Below are 18,568 nucleotides of genomic sequence, written 5' to 3' on the forward strand. Positions count from 1 at the left end.
ACTCCTCTGACTTCCTTGCGGGGCAGCGAGGCGCCCGACAGGAGTGAAGCGGCGCCCTCCCATACGGAGTTGGTCCCACAGGTGTTCAGTCGTCCCGGGAATCGCCGGGAACGTGTGCTCGGCGATCGGGCCGGACCCCGGGTCAGGGGGTGGTGCCGGCCGCACCCCCGGCGAGCACCTTCGCCTCCACCTCCGGGTCGAGCCCCTTGCGGGTCCGGTCCGGCCGCTGCGGCGCCGTGCCGCCGATCTCCCGGAGCCACGCCCAGGTGTCGGCGACGGTGTCCGCCACGGGCCGGCAGCGCAGCCCCGCCGCGACCGCCCGCGACACGTCCGCGGCGTGCAGCGCGTCGTGCATGTCGCTGCCCGGCGGCACCCACACCGGCAGCTCCGTCCACGGCTCGATGCCCGCCGCCAGGATCACCTCCGGCTCGGTCCACCGCAGGTCGGCGCCGCCCCCGGTCACCCGGGCGCAGGCCTCCAGCAACTCGCCCATTGTCGCGTGCCCCTGAGGGCTGATCAGGTTGTACGGCCCGCTCAGCCCGCCCTGCGCCGCGTCGAGCGTCCACTCGGCGAGGTCGCGCACGTCGACGTACTCCAGCGGCAGGTCCCGCGGCCCCGGAGCCAGCACCGGGCCGCCGCGCGCCATGCGGTTCAGCCACCAGGGCAGCCGCCCCACGTTCTCGTACGGGCCGAGGATGAGCCCGGCCCGGACCAGCAGCGCCCGGTCCGCGCCGAAGGCATCCAGCGCCGCGAGCTCACCGCCCCGCTTGTCCTCCGCGTACGAGGTCTGCTCCGCGTCGGGCGAGGCGTCCTCGACCACCGGCGCGTCCTCGGTGTACCCGGCGGGCGGCGCCCAGGTGTACACCGAGCAGCTCGACACGTACACGTACCGCCCGGCGCGGTCCCGCAGCAGCCGCGCCGCGTCCCGCACCGCGCGGGGCGCCGCCGACCACGTGTCGACGACGACGTCCCACTCGGTGCCGTCCGCGGCGAGCGCGGCGAGCCCGTCCGGGGCGGTGCGGTCGCCGTGCAGGGACCGCACCCCCGGCGGGGCCGCGTGCCGGCCCCGGTTGAACACCGTCACGTCCCAGCCGCGCCCCAGCGCCGCCTCCACGACGGCCCGCCCCGCGAACTCCGTACCACCCAGCACCAGAAGCCTCATGCCGGTCACTCTGCCCGGCCCGGTCGGGGGACGGAACGGGAATCTGCCGTCAGCAGATCCTCAGCGCCCGGTCGGCGGCACGTACTTGTAGCCGACGCGGCGCACCGTCTGGATCGCCGCCCGGTGCTCGGGGCCCAGCTTGCGGCGCAGCCGGGCCACGTGGACGTCGACCGTGCGGCCGTCGCCCACGTGCCCGTAGCCCCACACCGTGCTCACCAGCTGGTCCCGGGTGTGCACCCGGCCCGGGTGGGCGACGAGGTGGGCGAGCAGCTCGAACTCCAGGTAGGTCAGGTCGAGTTCACGGCCGTCGACTTCGGCGGTGCGCCGCACGGTGTCGACCCGGACGAGCGGGACGCCCTCGTCGTGGCCGGGCGGGTCGCCGGCTTCCGGCCGGGCGGGCGCCGCCCCGAACGGCGGCTGCTGGTCGGCCGGGACGAGCACCAGATAGCCGATCATCGGCGGCCGGCCCGGCAGCGTGGGCAGAGTGTGCGGCGGGGCGGGCAGCCAGGTCGCGCCCGGCGGCAGCAGGTCCGTCACGTCGACGACCTCGTCCCGGTCGACGGGGCGCAGCCGGTGCCGCGGGGCGCCGGGGGAGTGGGCGGGGAACGTGGCGGAGGACAGGGGACGGGAGGTCGCCATGAGAGGTCAGCTCTTTCGCGCGAGGAGTTCGTCGGGAAAGGGCGACGGCCGCGAGTTCGTGATCGGGCGCGCCGCGGGACGTACGTCGTCCGCGCTGGCCGAAGGCCGGGGTACGGCTTTAAAGGGCCCGCGCGTTCACCGCGCGGCAACACACCCGGTCGAAGTCGTGGTGCTGACGGGAAGGCCAGAAGGGCTCCAGGTCGTGACGACCCGTCGCGGGGAACTTCTGGAAGCCGGTCATGAACCCATTGAAGCAGACACCCGCCGTCCGCAGCAGCGGTCTGTCACACACGGGACGCCGGCCCGGCCGCGCACCGCCCGGCCGCCGCCGTCGATCTGTGTGCCCCCCACCAGGACACGCGCCGCCGACGACGCGAGGGGGCGCCCACCGTGACGGTGGACGCCCCCTCGCGGGAAGCGGCGGGATCAGACCTGGCCGGCCTTCTCCAGCGCGGAGCAGCAGGTGTCGACGAGCAGGCGGGTCACCACGTACGGGTCGACGTTGGCGTTGGGACGGCGGTCCTCGATGTAGCCCTTGCCGTCCTTCTCGACCTGCCACGGGATACGGACCGAGGCGCCGCGGTTGGAGACGCCGTAGGAGTACTCGTTCCACGGGGCGGTCTCGTGCAGGCCCGTGAGACGGTCGTCGATGCCGGCGCCGTAGTTCTTGACGTGGTCGAGCGGCTTGGAGCCCTCGCCGAGCGACTCGCACGCGGTGATGATCGCGTCGTAGCCCTCGCGCATCGCCTTCGTGGAGAAGTTGGTGTGCGCGCCGGCGCCGTTCCAGTCGCCCTTGACCGGCTTCGGGTCCAGGGTGGCGGCGATGCCGAAGTCCTCGGCGGTGCGGTACAGCAGCCAGCGGGCCACCCACAGCTGGTCGGAGACCTCCAGCGGCGCGAGCGGGCCGACCTGGAACTCCCACTGGCCCGGCATGACCTCGGCGTTGATGCCGGACAGGCCGAGGCCCGCCTTCAGGCAGTTGTCCAGGTGCGCCTCGACCACGTCACGGCCGAAGATCTCGTCCGAGCCGACACCGCAGTAGTAGCCGCCCTGCGGGGCCGGGAAGCCGCCCTTGGGGAAGCCCAGCGGGTAGCCGTCCTTGAAGAACGTGTACTCCTGCTCGATGCCGAAGATCGGCTCCTGCGCGGCGAACTTCTCCGCGACCTCGACGAGCGCGGCACGCGTGTTGGTGGCGTGCGGGGTCATGTCCGTGTTGAGGACCTCGCACAGCACCAGGACGTCGTCGCCGCCGCGGATCGGGTCCGGGCAGCAGAAGACCGGCTTGAGCACACAGTCCGAGGCGTGACCCGCGGCCTGGTTCGTGGAGGAACCGTCGAAGCCCCAGATCGGCAGCGCGTCCAGGCCCGCGGGCTCACCCACGATGATCTTCGTCTTGGAACGCAGCTTGGCCGTCGGCTCGGTGCCGTCGATCCAGATGTACTCAGCCTTGAAGGTCACGGGCCACATCCTTCGGGGGTGGGTCTGGGCGCACTTGCGGGTGCTGCGGCGCTGCGGCACTGGGGCGCCGCGGATGGACGGAAGCCTGTCAACAGGCGATTTCCCGGCCATTGCCCGAATGTGAACCCCGTGTTACCTGGAGGTCGTGTGGCGCGATTCACGCTGTGAGGGAGCGCGCGCGCCGACCGGTCCCCGGAAAGCCGCTGATCAGGGCCGCGCGGCGGCACCGGCGCGACGGCTCGTATGCGATGGGAATGAGCCGGCGGGTGCTCGCGGGCGCACGCGGCGGCCCCGCCGCGCACGGAAACCACCGGCCGCCGCCGCAGCGACCTCCGCCACAAGAAGGCCGCAGCAACCCCCGTCACCAGAAGGCCGCAGCAAGCTCCGTCACCGGAAAGTCGCGGGGTGCCGCGTCACGCCCCGTCCTCGCCCTGCTCGTACGCCGCGACCCTGTCGTTCACGTACTGGAGCAGGTCCTCCGTCTGCCCGGTGAGCGCCGCCTCGCCGGTCTCGGCGCCGTCGCCCCACTGCCCGTTGGCGAAGACCACCGACCGCACGGTCATCACCCGCCGGAAGACACCGGCCGAGCCCGGCGGCACCGTCGGCAGGCCGGCCCCGGGCGGCGGATCGAGCGAGACGACCTGATACGACACCGGGTCCATCGAGGCCATCGCCATGACCCGGGAGGCGTCCTCGACGCGCTCGAAGCTCAGCACGGTGACCGTCACCTGCGAACGCCGCTCGGCGTCCGTGAACAGGGCCGCCGTCAGCCGCAGGCACTCCTCGCCCTGTTCGACGAGCTGGGCGAGGCCCGGCGACATGCCCCGTGCGCAGTCGGTGGTCGTGGCCAGGTCGACCCGCTCGTAGCGCGCGCCGCCGCTCAGCCGCACGCTCTTCTCCGGGAACGCCCGCTCCGGGCGGATCACCGGCCGGGCGAGCAGCGAGGGCAGGGCGGACGGGGCACCGGAGGGCAGTTCGGCGGCGACGGAGGGGGCCGCGTCGCCGGTCGCGGAGGGCACGGCCGCCGCGCCTTCCTCGCCGGTGTCGCCCCCGCCGCCGGTCGCCAGCACCACGCCCACGCCGATGGCCGCGACGAGCACCAGGCCCACCGTGCCGCCGGCGACACGCCGCAGCCGCCGGCCCCGGCGTATCCGCTCCTGCGCGGCGGCCCACTGGGCGTGCGGGTCGGGAGCCCCGTAGGGGTGCGGTCCCGGCTGTCCGTACGGGGTGCCGTAGGGGCCGCCGTACGGGGTGCCGTGAGGGTCTCCGTACGGGCTTCCGTGCGGGCTTCCATGATCACCGAAGGTCATGGCCGCGCAGGGTAACAGCGCACGGTGCCCGCAGCCGCACCGAGCGGCAAAACGTCAACTACCGGGACAGAGCATCCCGTACGGCCTCGTCGGTGCGGGCCACGACCGCCGTGCCGTCGTCCGCCGTGATGATCGGGCGCTGGAGCAGCTTGGGATGCCCGGCGAGCGCCGCGATCCAGCGGTCGCGCGAACCGGCGTCCCGCGGCCAGTCCTTGAGGCCCAGCTCCTTCGCGGCGGCCTCCTGGGTGCGGGTGATGTCCCAGGGTTCGAGACCGAGCCGGTCCAGTACGCCCCTGATCTCGTCCTCGCTGGGCACGTCCTCCAGATACCGGCGGACGGTGTAGTCGGCACCCTCCGCGTCGAGCAGTTCGACGGCGCTGCGGCACTTGGAACAGGCCGGGTTGATCCAGATCTCCATGCCGCCCACGGTACGCGAGAACCCGTCTGCCACCCGCGTCACACCACCCCCGAAAGCCCTTGTGGCCAGGGGCTTTTGTCAGTGGCGGGCAGTAGAATAGAAGCAGTGTTCGAGAGTGGCGCCGGGGTCGCCGAGGTCCCCGTGCCGGCGCTCTCACCGCGACAGGAGGATGCCTGTGCCCGCTGCCGCACTGAAGGCCAAGCCGCTGCCCACCCAGTCCACCGCGAAGCGTCCCGTCCTGCTCGACCTGCCCTACGCCCCCGTGGAGAAGCGCCCGTTGCCGCCGGGCCGCCCCCGCGAGTGGTACATCACGCACAACCGGCGTCTGAAGGCGATGCGGCTCGCGATCGCCCTGCTCGACTCCGGCGTCCACGTCCCGAACCAGGCCCGCAACGAGACCATACGGAAGGCGGCGCAGACCATCGGCGTCCACCCGCCGTCGGACACGACGTGCCACATGGTGCGGGCGTTGATGCGCTACTGCCGGTGACACGACCGGTGCCGGGTGCCCCGCGTGCGCGGGGTGCCCGGCTCTCGCGTGACCTTCGTCCCAGGGCTTGCCTGACAGGCGGCCAAGGGCATGCCTGACGGGCGTCCAGGGCATGCCCGACGGGCGGGGCATGCCCGCCGGGCGGCCTAGGCCGTCAACTCCCGCTCCAGCGGCGTCCGGAAGCGCGGAGTCACCCGCGTCGCCCCCGCCCAGCCGCGCAGCCGTCCGGCCTCCGAGGCGATCGCCGCCTCCGCGTCGCGGCCCACGTCCCGCGTGTCGAGGAGCCGCCAGACCACCTCCCCGTCGGCGCGCTGCGCCCAGCCGCCGACCACCCGTCCGTTCCACCACACCGTCGGCCCCACGTTCCCGCTGCGGTCGAACAGGGCCGCCCGCAGCTCCGGCGCCAGATACCAGTCCCGCTCCTGCCACGCCATCGCCGTCGGGTCCAGGGCCGGCAGGAGCGCCGCCCACGGCTCGCCGGGACCGGCCACCGCGTCCTCGTCGCCCTCGGCCACGTACCCCGTGCCCGCGTCCAGCGACACCGGCCGCGCCCCGATCGCGGTGAGCGCCCGGCGCACGTCGGTCACGCGCCACCCCGTCCACCACTTCAGGTCCGCCTCCGTCGCCGGCCCGCACGCCGTCAGCCAGTGCCGCAGCAGCGCGGCCCGGGCCTCGGCGGGGTCCAGCTCCGGATGGCGCGGGGCGAGCGCCCAGCGGAACCGGCTCGACGTCCAGGAACCGAGCGGCCGGCCCCGTACGACCTTGCCCTCCACGCCCAGCACCTTCAGCAGCCGCGTCGAAACGGTGTGGACGCCCTCGTAGCGCTTGCCGGCCGCGTACACGAACTGTTCCCTCAACCGCGGCTCCTCCACGGCGAGTTCGGCAGCCGTGGCCTGGCCGAGCCGGCCCAGCGCCGCCAGCGTCGACTCCTCGACCTCCTTCAGCCAGGCCGCGTCCGGCGCCCCTGCCGCCGCCATGTGCTGCAGCAGCGCGGCGCGCTCGCGGGCGGCGACGGTGAGGCCCGTCGAGGCGTGCACGACGGCGGTCAGCTCGGCGGGGAACACGAACACCGTGTGCCGCATGCCATGCATCCGCACCAGAGCCCGGTCCTCGTACAGGGCCCGCTCGGTCTCCGGCACGGTCCTCGCCGCGTCCGCGAGCCGCGCGCCGACCGCCAGATACACCGTCGCGGGGTCCGTGCCGTGCAGCGCCACCAGGGAACGGGCGACCTCCTCCGGGCTCGCCGCCCGGGCCGTCCCGGCCAGCCGGTGCCGCACCGCGAGCCGCGCCCGCCGCTCCGCCGTCGTGATGTGCCGCAACGTCTCACCCATGCACGCCTCCACCGTCACGTGGTCCGTCCGGCCATCGTCCCGGACACCACTGACAACGGGCCGGCGACGGCGGCACGGGGCGGTGCCGGACCGGCGTCAGAACGGCGGGCGGAAGCCCCCGTAGCCGAGCAGCACGATCAGGGCGGCCATGCCGCCGAGTACCAGGACGGTCGACAGCCAGGCCGGGCGGTGCCGGGAGAGCCCGCGGGAGCGGGCGGCGGGCTCGGGCCGGAAGGGGACCGGACCGGGCGGGTTGTGCTTCCAGCGCGCGGCCAGCATCCGGGCACGGGCCGAGGGCTCCTTGTGCTCGGCGCCGTCCGCCCACCGGAGGTCGTATTCTCGCTGTTCGAAGTCGTCCCGCTCGGACATCCCGGTCATCCCCGTCGTCTGTCGAACACCCGTCCCGGTCCAGGATCCCTCGTGCGGGCCGGTTCTGTGAAGCGGCACCGGCCCGCAGGGCGCCCGGACACGGCGAGGGCCCGCCGCCCCGGCTGGGGTGGCGGGCCCTCGAACAGCCCTCCGGGTCGGCGGACCCGGCGTCTGTCACACGTCGAAGTACAGCTCGAACTCGTGCGGGTGCGGACGCAGCTGCAGCGGCGCGATCTCGTTCGCGCGCTTGAAGTCGATCCACGTCTCGATCAGGTCGGGCGTGAAGACGTCGCCCTGGAGCAGGAACTCGTGGTCGGCCTCCAGGCGGTCCAGGACCGCGCCGAGGGAGGTCGGGACCTGCGCCACGTTGGCGTGCTCCTCGGGAGCCAGCTCGTAGAGGTCCTTGTCGATCGGCTCGGCCGGCTCGATCTTGTTCTTGATGCCGTCCAGGCCGGCCAGCAGCAGCGCCGAGAAGGCCAGGTACGGGTTGCCGGAGGCGTCGGGCGCGCGGAACTCGACGCGCTTGGCCTTCGGGTTCGAACCGGTGATCGGGATGCGCATCGCGGCGGAGCGGTTGCGCTGCGAGTACACCAGGTTCACCGGCGCCTCGAAGCCCGGCACCAGGCGGTGGTAGGAGTTCACCGTCGGGTTGGTGAACGCCAGCAGCGACGGGGCGTGCTTGAGGATGCCGCCGATGTAGTAGCGGGCGGTGTCCGACAGGCCCGCGTAACCGGCCTCGTCGTAGAACAGCGGGTCGCCGTTGCTCCACAGCGACTGGTGGACGTGCATGCCCGAGCCGTTGTCGCCGAAGATCGGCTTCGGCATGAAGGTCGCGGTCTTGCCGTTGCGCCAGGCCACGTTCTTCACGATGTACTTGAACAGCTGGAGGTCGTCGGCCGCGGCGAGCAGCGTGTTGAACCTGTAGTTGATCTCCGCCTGGCCGGCGGTGCCCACCTCGTGGTGCTGGCGCTCGACCTTCAGGCCGGCCCGGTCGAGCTCCAGGGAGATCTCGGCGCGCAGGTCGGCGAAGTGGTCGACCGGCGGGACCGGGAAGTAGCCGCCCTTGTAGCGGACCTTGTAACCGCGGTTGTCCTCCAGGGCGCCGGTGTTCCAGGCGCCGGCCTCGGAGTCGATGTGGTAGAAGGACTCGTTCGCGCTGGTCGCGAAGCGGACGCTGTCGAAGACGTAGAACTCCGCCTCGGGGCCGAAGTACGCGGTGTCGGCGATGCCGGTGGACGCGAGGTAGGCCTCGGCCTTCTTCGCCACGTTCCGCGGGTCACGGGAGTACTGCTCGCCGGTGATCGGGTCGTGGATGAAGAAGTTGACGTTGAGCGTCTTGTCGCGGCGGAACGGGTCGACCCGGGCGGTCGACAGGTCCGCGCGCAGCGCCATGTCGGACTCGTGAATGGCCTGGAAGCCGCGGATGGAGGAGCCGTCGAAGGCGAGCTCCTCGTCCGGGTCGAACGCCTCGGCGGGCACCGTGAAGTGCTGCATGACGCCCGGGAGGTCGCAGAACCGGACGTCGATGAACTTGACGTCCTCGTCCGCGATGAACTTCTTGGCCTCGTCGGCGTTCTGGAACATCCAGCTCCTCCTACTCCCGACCGTCCCGCCGGGGTGGTAGTTCGTTCGTGCGGCCAGTGCGGGTGGCACACGCTGACCTCGACCCTAGGGACGCGTGATTTCTCCGGCGTGACCCATTTGTTTCGCACAAGTTAACCGGCTCTCGTTCAACCGTAGCCCCGGAACACCCCACCGTCCCCCGGTCATGCGCGCGCGCAGTACCGTTGACGGGTGGACAACAGGCAAGCATTCGGATCATGGCTGTCGGGGCCGCGCGAGGCCCTGGAGAACGCGGGTGCGGATCTCGGTTACCGGGGCGAGCAGCTGGGTCTGCCGGAGGAGGGCCCCGGCTCGATCGCCCGGCCGGGGCGGCGCCTCGGCGCACTGGCGGTGGACTGGGGCCTGTGCCTGTTGATCGCATACGGTCTGATCACCGACGGCTACGACCAGGCCACCAGCAACTGGACGTTGCTGATCTTCTTCGTCCTGAGCGTCCTCACCGTCGGCACGATCGGCTGCACGCCCGGCAAGCGGATCTTCGGCATCCGGGTGCTCACCCTGGCCACCGGCACGGTCAACCCGCTGCGTGTCCTGCTGCGCACGGTGCTGCTGTGCCTGGCGATCCCGCCCCTGATCTGGGACCGCGACGGCCGCGGCCTCCACGACCGGCTGGCCGGCACGGTCGAGGTCCGCATCTGACCTGCGCCCCGCCCGCGCGTACGCGGACGCGGGGACGACGAAGGGGCGCCCGGAGTGATCCGGGCGCCCCTTTCCGTATGACGGGGTGACGGGCGTCGTCAGCGGGCCTTCGGTCCGCCCTTCGGCAGCTTCATGCCCTTCGGCATGGGCCCCTTCGGCAGCGGCATGTTGCTCATCAGGTCGCCCAGCGCGCGCAGCCGGTCGTTGGTCGCGGTGATCTGCGGGCCGGTGAGCACGCGCGGCAGCTTCAGCATCGTGGTGCGCAGCTTCTTCAGCTCGACCTGGCCCTCGCCGGTGCCGACGATCAGGTCGTGCACCGGTACGTCGGCCACGATGCGGTTCATCTTCTTCTTCTCGGCGGCCAGCAGGCCCTTGACCCGGTTCGGGTTGCCCTCGGCGACCAGCACGATGCCGGCCTTGCCGACGGCCCGGTGCACCACGTCCTGGCTGCGGTTCATCGCCACAGCGGGGGTCGTGGTCCAGCCCCGGCCGATGTTGTCCAGCACGGCCGCGGCCGCGCCCGGCTGGCCCTCCATCTGCCCGAAGGCGGCCCGCTCGGCCCGGCGCCCGAACACGATCGCCGTCGCGAGCAAGGCGAGCAGGAGGCCCAGGATGCCGAGATAGATGGGGTGACCGATCAAGAAACCGATCGCGAGGAAGACACCGAAGGTGACGATTCCGACTGCCGCGAGTACAAGACCGATCTTCTTGTCGGCCCTGCGGGTCATCTTGTAGGTCAGGGCGATCTGCTTCAGTCGCCCGGGGTTCGCAGCGTCCGCTGCGGTTTCCTTCCTCGCCATGCCACGAAGTCTACGTGCCCCCGGAAGCGCGGACGACGGCAGTGTCCCGGCGGGACACGGGCGGCGGGCCGGGCCGGAGGGAGCGGGAAGGTCAGGCGCGGCCGGACACGGTCTCGTCGAGAACGCGCTGCGCCTCGACCCGGTCCTTGGCGCGGCGGCGGTCCTCCAGCACGGAGGTCCAGGCGTTGCGACGGGCGGTGCGCTGGCCGCTGCTCAGCAGCAGCGACTCGACGGCGCGCAGCGCGGTGCCGAACGACGGAATGGCGGTGGCGCGAACGGGCGCGGCCTGCATCGTGGAGGTCCCCCCTCGGAGCGGCAATGGGTCTACGACCTGTGATTCCAGGGTCACTGATTGGTGTTACCAGGGCGTGACCGACCGGTCAAACACCCATGAAGCCCTGATGTGGCGCACCGGAACACGGACGCGGCCCCGGCGTACGCCCTCAACTGGGAGGACGGCCGGGGCCGCGGCTTCTCGGTCACTACCGGGGAGTAGTCGCTTGTGCGCGAATTCACACGCTCGCCGGACGCCGTGCGGGCGACGGGGGGTGACGGTACGTCAGACGGCCTGCGCGGCGATGTGGGCGCCGCCCTGCCGCTCGGCGGCCGAGTCGCGCTGCTCGATCGCCATCCGGTACAGCCGCCCGGCGCGGTACGAGGACCGCACCAGCGGGCCGGACATCACGCCGGAGAAGCCGATCTGCTCGGCCTCCTCCTGCAGCTCCACGAACTCGTGCGGCTTCACCCAGCGCTCCACGGGGTGGTGGCGCACCGACGGGCGCAGGTACTGCGTGATGGTGACCAGCTCGCAGCCCGCCTCGTGCAGCTGCTTGAGCGCCTCGCTGACCTCCTCGCGGGTCTCGCCCATGCCGAGGATCAGGTTCGACTTGGTGACCAGGCCGTAGTCGCGGGCGGCCGTGATGACCTGCAGCGAACGCTCGTAGCGGAAGCCGGGGCGGATGCGCTTGAAGATCCGCGGGACCGTCTCGACGTTGTGCGCGAAGACCTCGGGGCGGGAGGAGAAGACCTCCGCCAGCTGCTCCGGGACCGCGTTGAAGTCGGGGGCGAGCAGCTCGACCTTGGTGCGGCCGGCCTCGCGGTCCGCCGTCTGCCGGTGGATCTGGCGCACGGTCTCCGCGTACAGCCAGGCGCCGCCGTCCTCCAGGTCGTCGCGGGCGACGCCGGTGATGGTGGCGTAGTTGAGGTCCATCGTGACCACGGACTCGCCCACGCGGCGCGGCTCGTCACGGTCGAGGGCCTCGGGCTTGCCGGTGTCGATCTGGCAGAAGTCGCAGCGCCGGGTGCACTGGTCGCCGCCGATGAGGAAGGTCGCCTCGCGGTCCTCCCAGCACTCGTAGATGTTCGGGCAGCCGGCTTCCTGGCAGACCGTGTGCAGGCCCTCGCTCTTCACGAGGTTCTGCATCTTCGTGTACTCGGGACCCATTTTCGCCCGGGTCTTGATCCACTCGGGCTTGCGCTCGATGGGGGTCTGGCTGTTGCGGACCTCCAGGCGCAGCATCTTGCGTCCGTCGGGTGCGACTGCGGACACGTCGGCTCCCTAGCGTTGATTCTTCGGCGTCCTCAAGGGTACGCCCGTGGTTTCGGTGGTCCGGCGCCGGTGCGGGGCTGCCTGGGGGCTGCCGCCCCCATCCCCGGCCTCGGCCTGAACGGCCTCGTCCTCGAACGCCGGACGGGCAGGTCAAGCCGGCGTCTTCTCGATGACGCGCGGCTTGAGGTCCGCGTTCTCCAGGACGTCCCGCAGGTGGCGCTCGATGACCGGCAGGACCTCCTCGATCGTGACGTCCCGGCCCAGCTCGTTGGCCAGGGAGGCGACGCCGGCGTCGCGGATGCCGCACGGGATGATCCTGTCGAACCACTTGTTGTCGGGGTTCACGTTCAGCGCGAAGCCGTGCATCGTCACGCCCTTGGCGACGCGGATGCCGATGGCCGCGATCTTGCGGTCCTCGCGGCGCTGGCCCGCGTTGGAGGGCGCGTACTCGGGGCCGTTCAGGCGCGGGTCGAACTCGTCGTCCTGCAGGCGCGGGTCGAAGTCCAGGGACAGCCCGCCGAGCGCGGGGCGCTGCTCGACCGGGTCGCCGAGCACCCACACGCCGCTGCGGCCCTCGACCCGGGTGGTCTCCAGGCCGAAGTCGGCGCAGGTGCGGATCAGGGCCTCCTCCAGGCGGCGCACGTGCGCCACGACGTCCACCGGGCGCGGCAGCTTCTGGATCGGGTAGCCGACGAGCTGGCCCGGGCCGTGCCAGGTGATCTTGCCGCCGCGGTCCACGTCGATGACCGGGGTGCCGTCCAGGGGGCGCTCGTTGTCGGCGGTGCGGCGGCCCGCCGTGTACACCGGCGGGTGCTCCAGGAGCAGCACGGTGTCGGGGACGCGGTCCTCGAAGCGCGCCGCGTGCACCCGGCGCTGCTCGTCCCACGCCACCCGGTAGTCCACGGCCTCGGCACCGAAACCCATGCGGACGAACCGCAGCTCACTCACGGCAAGCGCCTCCCTCGAAGGTCGTAAGGCACGAAACGCGCCTACGCCACTGTACGACCGGACTCACGTCGTCAGCCTCGGGGTCAATCCTCACACGATCGGATGAATGCCTGGGGAAGTGTGCGATCACCCGGCTACGCTCCGCTACATTCGCGCCGACCACGAGGCCATAAGGGCTGCTCACAGGCAATCCGGGCACTTCGTTCCCGGAAGGCAGGAGACCGCACCGCAGATGACGGAACGACCCGCGCAGCGCACTCCCAACCGACAGCTCGCCGCGCTCATCGCAGAAGCGGGATTCTCCAACGCAGGTCTGGCCCGTCGCGTCGACCAGCTCGGTCTCGAACACGGGCTGGACCTGAGATACGACAAGACGTCCGTCACCCGCTGGCTGCGCGGGCAGCAGCCGCGCGGCACCACCCCCGCCCTGATCGCCGAGGTGTTCACCCGCCGTCTCGGCCGTCGGCTCACCGCGCAGGACCTCGGGCTCGACGCCTGCGCGCCCGTCTACGCCGGGCTGGAGTTCGCCGCCACCCCGGAGGAGGCCGTCGACATCGTCAGCGGGCTGTGGCGCAAGGACTCCGGCAGCCACGCCGAACTCCGCAAGATCGCGTTCACCCCGGCGGGACTCGTCGTGCCCAGCCGGGACTGGCTCATCGGCCGCCCCGACGACAAGGTCGCCCGCAGCGAGGTGCCCGTCCGGGTACCGGCCCAGGGCCGCCCGGCGGTACGGCGCCCGGCCGGACCCGCCACCTTGCCCGGCCGGCGCGGGCAGACCGACCGCAGCCCCGGCCAGCGGGTCACCGGCGGCGACATCGCCGCGCTCCGCTCCGTCGGGGAGCTGTTCCGCACCCTGGACGACATGTACGGCGGCGGCCACGCCCGCCAGGCCCTCGTGCGCTACCTGGAGCACGAGTGCGAGCCGATGCTGCGCGGCAGCTACGGCGAGCAGGCCGGGCGCCGCCTGTTCGCCGCGGCGGCCGACCTGACCAGACTCGCCGGCTGGACGTCGTACGACATCGCCGCGCACGGGCTCGCGCAGCGCTACTTCGTGCAGGCGCTGCGGCTCGCGCAGGCGGCGGCGGACCGGGCCTACGGCGCGTACGTGCTGATCACCATGAGCCGGCAGGCCGTCTACCTCGGCCACGGCCGGGAGGCCGTGCAGCTCGCGCGCGTGGCGCAGCAGGGCGTCGGGACCACCGTGCCACCCGCCCTGCAGGCACTGCTGCACGCCGCCGAGGCGCGCGGGCACGGCGTGCTCGGCGAGGTGCGCGCCTGCACCGCGTCCCTCGTGCGGGCCGAGCGCGCCCTGGAGACCGCCCGACCCGGCGACGAGGTGCCGCACTGGGCAAGGTTCTTCGACGAGGCGCAGCTCGCCGACGAGTTCGGGCACTGCCACCGCGACCTGCAGCAGTTCCGCGCCGCCGCGCAGCACGCCGAGCGCTCGCTGCAACTGCGCGCCCCCGTCTACGCCCGCAGCCGGGTGTTCTGCAAGGTCGTCCTCGCCACCGCCCGCCTGGGCCTCGGCGAACTCGACGAGGCCTGCCGCCTCGCCGCGGAGGCGGCGGGCCAGGCGGCCGAGATGCGCTCGGTGCGCGCCCTGGAGTACGTCAGGGACTTCGAACGCCGCCTGGAGCCCTACAAGGACGCGGCCCCGGCCCGGAGTTACCGGGACCGGGTGGCCGCCCTGGTCTGACCCCCGCCCGGCTCATGCCGCCGACGGCATCGACCGAGGCGGTTCCGCCGTGTGCATCGAGCCGCCCGCGCCCAGGTCCGTCAGGATGGCCGCCGACGCCCGGTGGCCCGAGTGCAGGGCGCCCTGGACGGTGCTGGTGTCCCGGTGGTCGCCGCACACGTAGAGCCCCGCCAGCAGCCGGACCGGCCGGCACAGGTCGTGCGGGGCGCCCATCGCCGGGACCGCCTCGGGGGTGTGGCGCACGGCGAGCGTCTCCCAGCCCGTGGTCGACGTGCCGTACAGCCGGGCGAGGTGCATGCGGACGGCGGTGTCGACGTCCGGCGGCGGTGCGCCGAGGACCGCCGACGTCACCAGCGTGCGGCCGGCCGGCGCGCGGGACGGGTCCACGCGGCTGACCACCGCCGTGTGCGCCACGGGCCCGCCCCGGTCCGCGTCCAGCACCAGGGACGCGCCCGTGGGCGGCGGCTCCGGGGTGGTGTGGTGCAGCACCGTCACCGGATGGAAGTCCGGCACCCGCAGACCGGGCAGCAGCTCGGCGGCGGCCCGCGCGTCCGTCGCCACCAGCACCGCGCGGCAGCGGATCTCGCCGTGCTCGGCCGTCGTCACCGACGTCGTGGAGACCGCGGTGACCCGCACCCCGGTGTGCACCGTGCCCGCCGGCAGCGACCGCGCCAGCAGCTCGGGCAGCGCCTCCGCGCCGCCCTCCGGCAGGCACAGCCGCCCCGCCGCGAACGCCCGCAGGGCGAGGTCCGCGCACCGGCTGGACGTGGTCAGCTCCGCGTCGCACAGCAGGGCCGCGAGCAGCGGCCTGAGGAACCCGTCGATGGTGCGGGCGGGCAGGCCGCGCGCCGCGAGAGCCTCGGCCGCCGGCAACTCGGGCCGTGCCAGCATCCGTTCGACGGGCGTGCCCGCGAGCCGGGTGAGCGCGGCACCGAGCCGCGCCTGGTCGACGGCGCCGCCGAGCGGGGCACCGGCCCGGCTCCGCGGCACCGCGGCGGGCCGCCCGGGCGTCCTGGCGGGCGGGGACCTGCGGGGCGCCGGCACCGACCTGGGGCCGCTCGCGAGGGCGCGTACGGCGTGGAGTGCGCCCCTTGCGCCCCCCGCGCCGGTCTGCGCGCCCGCGCGGTGATGCCGCCCGTCGCTGTGCAGCAGCACCCCCGGCGCGAACGGGCGCAGCACCAGCCCGTCCAGACCCGGCGTCAGCCGCAGCCCCGGATACGCCGTGGACAGCAACTGTCCGATTCTGTCGAGCCTGAAGCCGTCGACCTTCTCCGTCGCCATCCGGCCGCCCACCCCATGGGCGGCCTCCAGCACCACGGTCGACACTCCTGCGCCGGTCAGCCGATGCGCCGCCGCGAGCCCGGCGACCCCGGCTCCCACGACGACGACGTCCGCCTGATTCACGGGCTCAAGCACGTGCCCCTCCTCGAGGTTGCGCGGCCGCTGGAAACGTCATGCCCCCAACCGGCTCCAGGGATACCCGAGTTCGGCTTGAGGTTAGGCCCGTGATCGGCCCGGGGGAGTCGCGCACGCACAGGGCACGGGCGCACGACGGTCGCATGCCCGCCCGCGCCTGCGCCGCCCCGGCACCCGCGTCACAGCGCCGCCCGGATCGCCTCCTCGACCTCCGGGAACGCGAACCGGAACCCCGACTCCAGCAGCCGCGCCGGCAGCACCCGCGCGCTGCCCAGCACGTCCCCGGCCATCTCGCCGAGCACTCCCCGCAGCACCGGCGCCGGCACCGCGAACGGCGTCGGCCGGTGCAGCACCCGCCCCATCGCCGCCGTCACCTCACGGTTCGTCACCGGGTGCGGGGCGGTGAGGTTGAACGGCCCCGACAGCCCGTCCGTGTCCAGGAGATGGCGCAGCGCGGCCACCTCGTCGTGCAGCGCGACGAACGACCAGTACTGCCGCCCGTCGCCCAGCCGCCCCCCGAGCCCCGCCCGGAACAAAGGGAACAGCCGCCCCCACGCGCCGCCGCCCCGGGCCACCACCAGCCCCGTGCGGGCCAGCACCGTCCGCACGCCCGCCTCCCGCGCGGGCTCCGTGGCCGCCTCCCACTCCACGCACAGCGACGGCAGGAACCCCTCGCCCGCGGGCGCGCTCTCGTCCACGGCCCGGTCGCCGGTGTCCCCGTAGAAGCCGATCGCGCTGCCGTTCACGAACACCCGGGGCCGCTCGCCGGGGTCCAGCGCGGCGAGGGCCCCGGCGAGCGCCGCCGTCCCGTCCACCCGGCTGGAGCGGATCCGCGCCTTGTACGCCTGTGTCCAGCGGCGGTCGCCGACCCCGGCCCCGGCCAGATTGACCACCGCGTCGCACCCGGCCAGCGCCGCCGCGTCCACGGACCGCCGCTCCGGCTCCCACCGCGCCTCGTCCGCCGCCCGGGGCGCCCGGCGCACCAGGCGCACCACCTCGTGCCCGTCCGCGGTCAGGGACCGCACCAGGGCGCTGCCGACAAGACCGGACGCGCCGGCCACCGCGATACGGGAAGCTGCCATGGGCCCATCCTGCCGGGCCCGCCCGCGAAAAACAGGCGACCGGCCCCGACACGCGCGCCGTACAGTGACCGTCATGCCGCATCCCTCCATACGCCACGCCACCCGCGCCGACGAGGACTCGCTCGCGCGGCTCGACCTGGCCGCCTGGTCGCCCCTGCACGCGGTCACCCCGCGTCCCGAGCGCCCGGAGCCGTTCTTCCGCGAGCGCTGCGGGCCGCAGGACCACCTCGTCGCCGAGCTCTCCGGCCGCGTCGTGGGCTACGTGCGGCTCGGCTTCCCCACCGAGCTCGCCTCCAACGCGCACGTCCGGCAGATCCGCGGCCTCGCCGTCGCGGACGAGGCCCGCGGCCTGGGCGTCGGCCGGGCCCTGGTCCGGGCCGCCGTCGAGGAGGCCCGCCGCCTCGGCGCCCGCCGCATCACCCTGCGCGTGCTGGGCCACAACACCCCGGCCCGCAAGCTGTACGAGTCCGAGGGCTTCGTCGTCGAGGGTGTCCAGCCGGAGGAGTTCTGCCTGGACGGCACCTACGTCGACGACGTGCTGATGGGCCAGTCCCTGGTCCCGCTCGACGGCTGACCGCCGCCCGGCCGGCCTACGGCGTCGCCGGCCCCCCGGTGGCCACCGGCGCCGTCGCGTCCGCGGCGCGCGCCCGTCGTCCGCGACCTCGGACATCCCTCTCTTACGCGGGAGACGGCCCCGGTGAGCAGCGCCGCGCGGGGAGCCGCCGGAAACGGGCACACGCGCGTGCAGCACGAGAAACGCCGCGGACCGGCCCACGGTTCCACCGGGTGGCACAGCACACGTCGCGGGCCGGGCGGATCGGCCCGACAGTGGGACCATGCGTGTCGTCCGAAGCGCCCGAGGCGCACGGCAACCGCGCGCGGGCCGGACACCCGGCCTGCCAGGCGCCGTCCCGGCGGTGCTGGGCTGGCTGCCGGGGCTCGCCGCCGTCGCGGCACTCGTGCTCTGCGCGCACGGCGTCGACCGGCGCCCCGCCGCCCCCACGGCCCGCCCCGCCGCGCAGTACCACGCCCCCCGGCCGCACATCGTGCCGCGCTCCGCCTGGCTGGGCGACGCCGCCCGCCCGCAGCCCCGGCCGCGCTACGACGACGAGGTCGTCGCCGTGTTCGTCCACCACACCGACACGCCCAACGACTACGACTGCGCCGACACCCCCCGCATCCTGCGCGACCTCTACACCGGCCAGACCGGCGCCCGCGACTGGGACGACCTCGGCTACAACTTCGTCGTCGACCGCTGCGGCACCGTCTACGAGGGCCGCGCCGGAGGCGTCACCCGGGCCGTCACCGGCGCCCACACCCAGGGCTTCAACCACCGCACCACCGGCATCGCCGCCCTCGGCACCTTCACCGCGGGCGTCCCCGTGCCGCAGGAGATCGTCGAGGCCGTCGCCGCCGTGGCCGCCTGGAAACTCGGCCCGTCCGGCACCGACCCGCGCGCCATGGTCGACCTGGTCTCCAGCAACGGCCACAGCCGGTACGCCGCCGGCGCCACCGCCTCCCTGCCCGCCGTCGCCGGCCACAACGACGGCTACATGACCACCTGCCCCGGCGCCGAACTCACCGCCCGCCTCCCCGCGATCCGCGGACTGGCCGCCCAGTTGCAGGGCAGGCCGTGAG

General features: G+C 73.6%; 19 protein-coding genes. 5 read left to right on the forward strand and 14 right to left on the reverse strand.

Annotated elements, in window-relative coordinates; genetic code table 11:
* Positions 1-142 precede the first annotated feature (142 nt).
* The 5 genes from QC282_RS05800 to QC282_RS05820 form a co-directional block, all read right to left on the reverse strand.
* Positions 143-1,162 (reverse strand): SDR family oxidoreductase, encoded by a 1,020-nt coding sequence (locus QC282_RS05800; protein ID WP_279548106.1) that lies wholly within the window; start codon positions 1,160-1,162, stop codon positions 143-145.
* 60 nt (positions 1,163-1,222) lie between these two features.
* Entirely contained in the window at positions 1,223-1,801 is a 579-nt protein-coding gene (locus QC282_RS05805) for a winged helix-turn-helix domain-containing protein (protein WP_279548107.1), read from the reverse strand.
* Positions 1,802-2,227: 426 nt separating this feature from the next.
* Positions 2,228-3,259, reverse strand: a complete 1,032-nt coding sequence (glnII, locus tag QC282_RS05810; protein WP_279548108.1) for a glutamine synthetase — start codon at positions 3,257-3,259, stop codon at positions 2,228-2,230.
* 413 nt (positions 3,260-3,672) lie between these two features.
* Complete coding sequence (locus QC282_RS05815; protein ID WP_279548109.1) at positions 3,673-4,569, reverse strand: hypothetical protein; 897 nt, start codon at positions 4,567-4,569, stop codon at positions 3,673-3,675.
* Between the two features lie 58 nt (positions 4,570-4,627).
* Positions 4,628-4,987: an arsenate reductase family protein gene (locus tag QC282_RS05820; RefSeq protein WP_279548110.1), complete on the reverse strand. Its 360-nt coding sequence runs from the start codon at positions 4,985-4,987 to the stop codon at positions 4,628-4,630.
* A gap of 175 nt (positions 4,988-5,162) precedes the next feature.
* Between QC282_RS05820 and QC282_RS05825 the strand changes: the two genes are divergently transcribed.
* Positions 5,163-5,477, forward strand: coding sequence for a hypothetical protein (locus QC282_RS05825; protein WP_279548111.1), 315 nt, complete (start codon positions 5,163-5,165; stop codon positions 5,475-5,477).
* A 146-nt stretch (positions 5,478-5,623) separates the two neighbouring features.
* Here QC282_RS05825 and QC282_RS05830 read toward each other — a convergent pair whose 3' ends face one another.
* The 3 genes from QC282_RS05830 to glnA form a co-directional block, all read right to left on the reverse strand.
* A complete protein-coding gene (locus QC282_RS05830) occupies positions 5,624-6,808 on the reverse strand; it encodes a winged helix DNA-binding domain-containing protein (protein WP_279548112.1) in 1,185 nt (394 codons plus the stop codon).
* A gap of 96 nt (positions 6,809-6,904) precedes the next feature.
* The gene (locus QC282_RS05835; RefSeq protein ID WP_279548215.1) at positions 6,905-7,177 is read right to left on the reverse strand and encodes a hypothetical protein; all 273 of its coding nucleotides are present in this window, start codon (positions 7,175-7,177) and stop codon (positions 6,905-6,907) included.
* A 174-nt stretch (positions 7,178-7,351) separates the two neighbouring features.
* Positions 7,352-8,761 (reverse strand): type I glutamate--ammonia ligase, encoded by a 1,410-nt coding sequence (glnA, locus tag QC282_RS05840; protein ID WP_279548113.1) that lies wholly within the window; start codon positions 8,759-8,761, stop codon positions 7,352-7,354.
* A 210-nt stretch (positions 8,762-8,971) separates the two neighbouring features.
* Between glnA and QC282_RS05845 the strand changes: the two genes are divergently transcribed.
* Positions 8,972-9,439, forward strand: a complete 468-nt coding sequence (locus tag QC282_RS05845; protein ID WP_279548114.1) for an RDD family protein — start codon at positions 8,972-8,974, stop codon at positions 9,437-9,439.
* A 98-nt stretch (positions 9,440-9,537) separates the two neighbouring features.
* Here the strand turns inward: QC282_RS05845 and QC282_RS05850 are convergent, their stop codons facing one another.
* From QC282_RS05850 to lipB, 4 genes are all read right to left on the reverse strand, one after another.
* Positions 9,538-10,239, reverse strand: a complete 702-nt coding sequence (locus QC282_RS05850; RefSeq protein WP_279548115.1) for a DUF4191 domain-containing protein — start codon at positions 10,237-10,239, stop codon at positions 9,538-9,540.
* 91 nt (positions 10,240-10,330) lie between these two features.
* Positions 10,331-10,531 (reverse strand): hypothetical protein, encoded by a 201-nt coding sequence (locus QC282_RS05855; protein ID WP_279548116.1) that lies wholly within the window; start codon positions 10,529-10,531, stop codon positions 10,331-10,333.
* Between the two features lie 267 nt (positions 10,532-10,798).
* Positions 10,799-11,788, reverse strand: a complete 990-nt coding sequence (gene lipA, locus QC282_RS05860; protein ID WP_279548117.1) for a lipoyl synthase — start codon at positions 11,786-11,788, stop codon at positions 10,799-10,801.
* Between the two features lie 150 nt (positions 11,789-11,938).
* Positions 11,939-12,736, reverse strand: a complete 798-nt coding sequence (lipB, locus tag QC282_RS05865; RefSeq protein WP_279548118.1) for a lipoyl(octanoyl) transferase LipB — start codon at positions 12,734-12,736, stop codon at positions 11,939-11,941.
* Between the two features lie 232 nt (positions 12,737-12,968).
* On the opposite strand from lipB, the gene QC282_RS05870 reads away from it, so the two are divergent.
* Positions 12,969-14,432 carry a regulator gene (locus QC282_RS05870; protein WP_279548119.1) on the forward strand — a complete coding sequence of 488 codons (1,464 nt, stop codon included), beginning with the start codon at positions 12,969-12,971 and terminating at the stop codon, positions 14,430-14,432.
* Between the two features lie 12 nt (positions 14,433-14,444).
* On the opposite strand, the gene QC282_RS05875 is transcribed toward QC282_RS05870, so the two are convergent.
* Positions 14,445-15,848: an NAD(P)/FAD-dependent oxidoreductase gene (locus QC282_RS05875; protein ID WP_279548120.1), complete on the reverse strand. Its 1,404-nt coding sequence runs from the start codon at positions 15,846-15,848 to the stop codon at positions 14,445-14,447.
* A 179-nt stretch (positions 15,849-16,027) separates the two neighbouring features.
* Positions 16,028-16,930, reverse strand: a complete 903-nt coding sequence (locus QC282_RS05880; RefSeq protein ID WP_279548121.1) for a TIGR01777 family oxidoreductase — start codon at positions 16,928-16,930, stop codon at positions 16,028-16,030.
* 73 nt (positions 16,931-17,003) lie between these two features.
* On the opposite strand from QC282_RS05880, the gene QC282_RS05885 reads away from it, so the two are divergent.
* Positions 17,004-17,504 (forward strand): GNAT family N-acetyltransferase, encoded by a 501-nt coding sequence (locus tag QC282_RS05885; protein ID WP_279548122.1) that lies wholly within the window; start codon positions 17,004-17,006, stop codon positions 17,502-17,504.
* A gap of 262 nt (positions 17,505-17,766) precedes the next feature.
* Complete coding sequence (locus QC282_RS05890; protein WP_279548123.1) at positions 17,767-18,567, forward strand: peptidoglycan recognition protein; 801 nt, start codon at positions 17,767-17,769, stop codon at positions 18,565-18,567.
* Position 18,568 lies beyond the last annotated feature (1 nt).

It is taken from the genome of Streptomyces sp. DH24, assembly GCF_029813775.1.
GTDB lineage: Bacteria > Actinomycetota > Actinomycetes > Streptomycetales > Streptomycetaceae > Streptomyces.

Bases quoted from the DNA above. Each gene is read 5' to 3' on its own strand.
- QC282_RS05800 (WP_279548106.1), bottom strand. From the start codon at position 1,162: ATGAGGCTTCTGGTGCTGGGTGGTACGGAGTTCGCGGGGCGGGCCGTC.
- QC282_RS05805 (WP_279548107.1), bottom strand. From the start codon at position 1,801: ATGGCGACCTCCCGTCCCCTGTCCTCCGCCACGTTCCCCGCCCACTCC.
- QC282_RS05815 (WP_279548109.1), bottom strand. From the start codon at position 4,569: ATGACCTTCGGTGATCATGGAAGCCCGCACGGAAGCCCGTACGGAGAC.
- QC282_RS05820 (WP_279548110.1), bottom strand. From the start codon at position 4,987: ATGGAGATCTGGATCAACCCGGCCTGTTCCAAGTGCCGCAGCGCCGTC.
- QC282_RS05830 (WP_279548112.1), bottom strand. From the start codon at position 6,808: ATGGGTGAGACGTTGCGGCACATCACGACGGCGGAGCGGCGGGCGCGG.
- QC282_RS05835 (WP_279548215.1), bottom strand. From the start codon at position 7,177: ATGTCCGAGCGGGACGACTTCGAACAGCGAGAATACGACCTCCGGTGG.
- glnA (WP_279548113.1), bottom strand. From the start codon at position 8,761: ATGTTCCAGAACGCCGACGAGGCCAAGAAGTTCATCGCGGACGAGGAC.
- QC282_RS05850 (WP_279548115.1), bottom strand. From the start codon at position 10,239: ATGGCGAGGAAGGAAACCGCAGCGGACGCTGCGAACCCCGGGCGACTG.
- QC282_RS05855 (WP_279548116.1), bottom strand. From the start codon at position 10,531: ATGCAGGCCGCGCCCGTTCGCGCCACCGCCATTCCGTCGTTCGGCACC.
- QC282_RS05870 (WP_279548119.1), top strand. From the start codon at position 12,969: ATGACGGAACGACCCGCGCAGCGCACTCCCAACCGACAGCTCGCCGCG.
- QC282_RS05880 (WP_279548121.1), bottom strand. From the start codon at position 16,930: ATGGCAGCTTCCCGTATCGCGGTGGCCGGCGCGTCCGGTCTTGTCGGC.
- QC282_RS05885 (WP_279548122.1), top strand. From the start codon at position 17,004: ATGCCGCATCCCTCCATACGCCACGCCACCCGCGCCGACGAGGACTCG.
- QC282_RS05890 (WP_279548123.1), top strand. From the start codon at position 17,767: ATGCGTGTCGTCCGAAGCGCCCGAGGCGCACGGCAACCGCGCGCGGGC.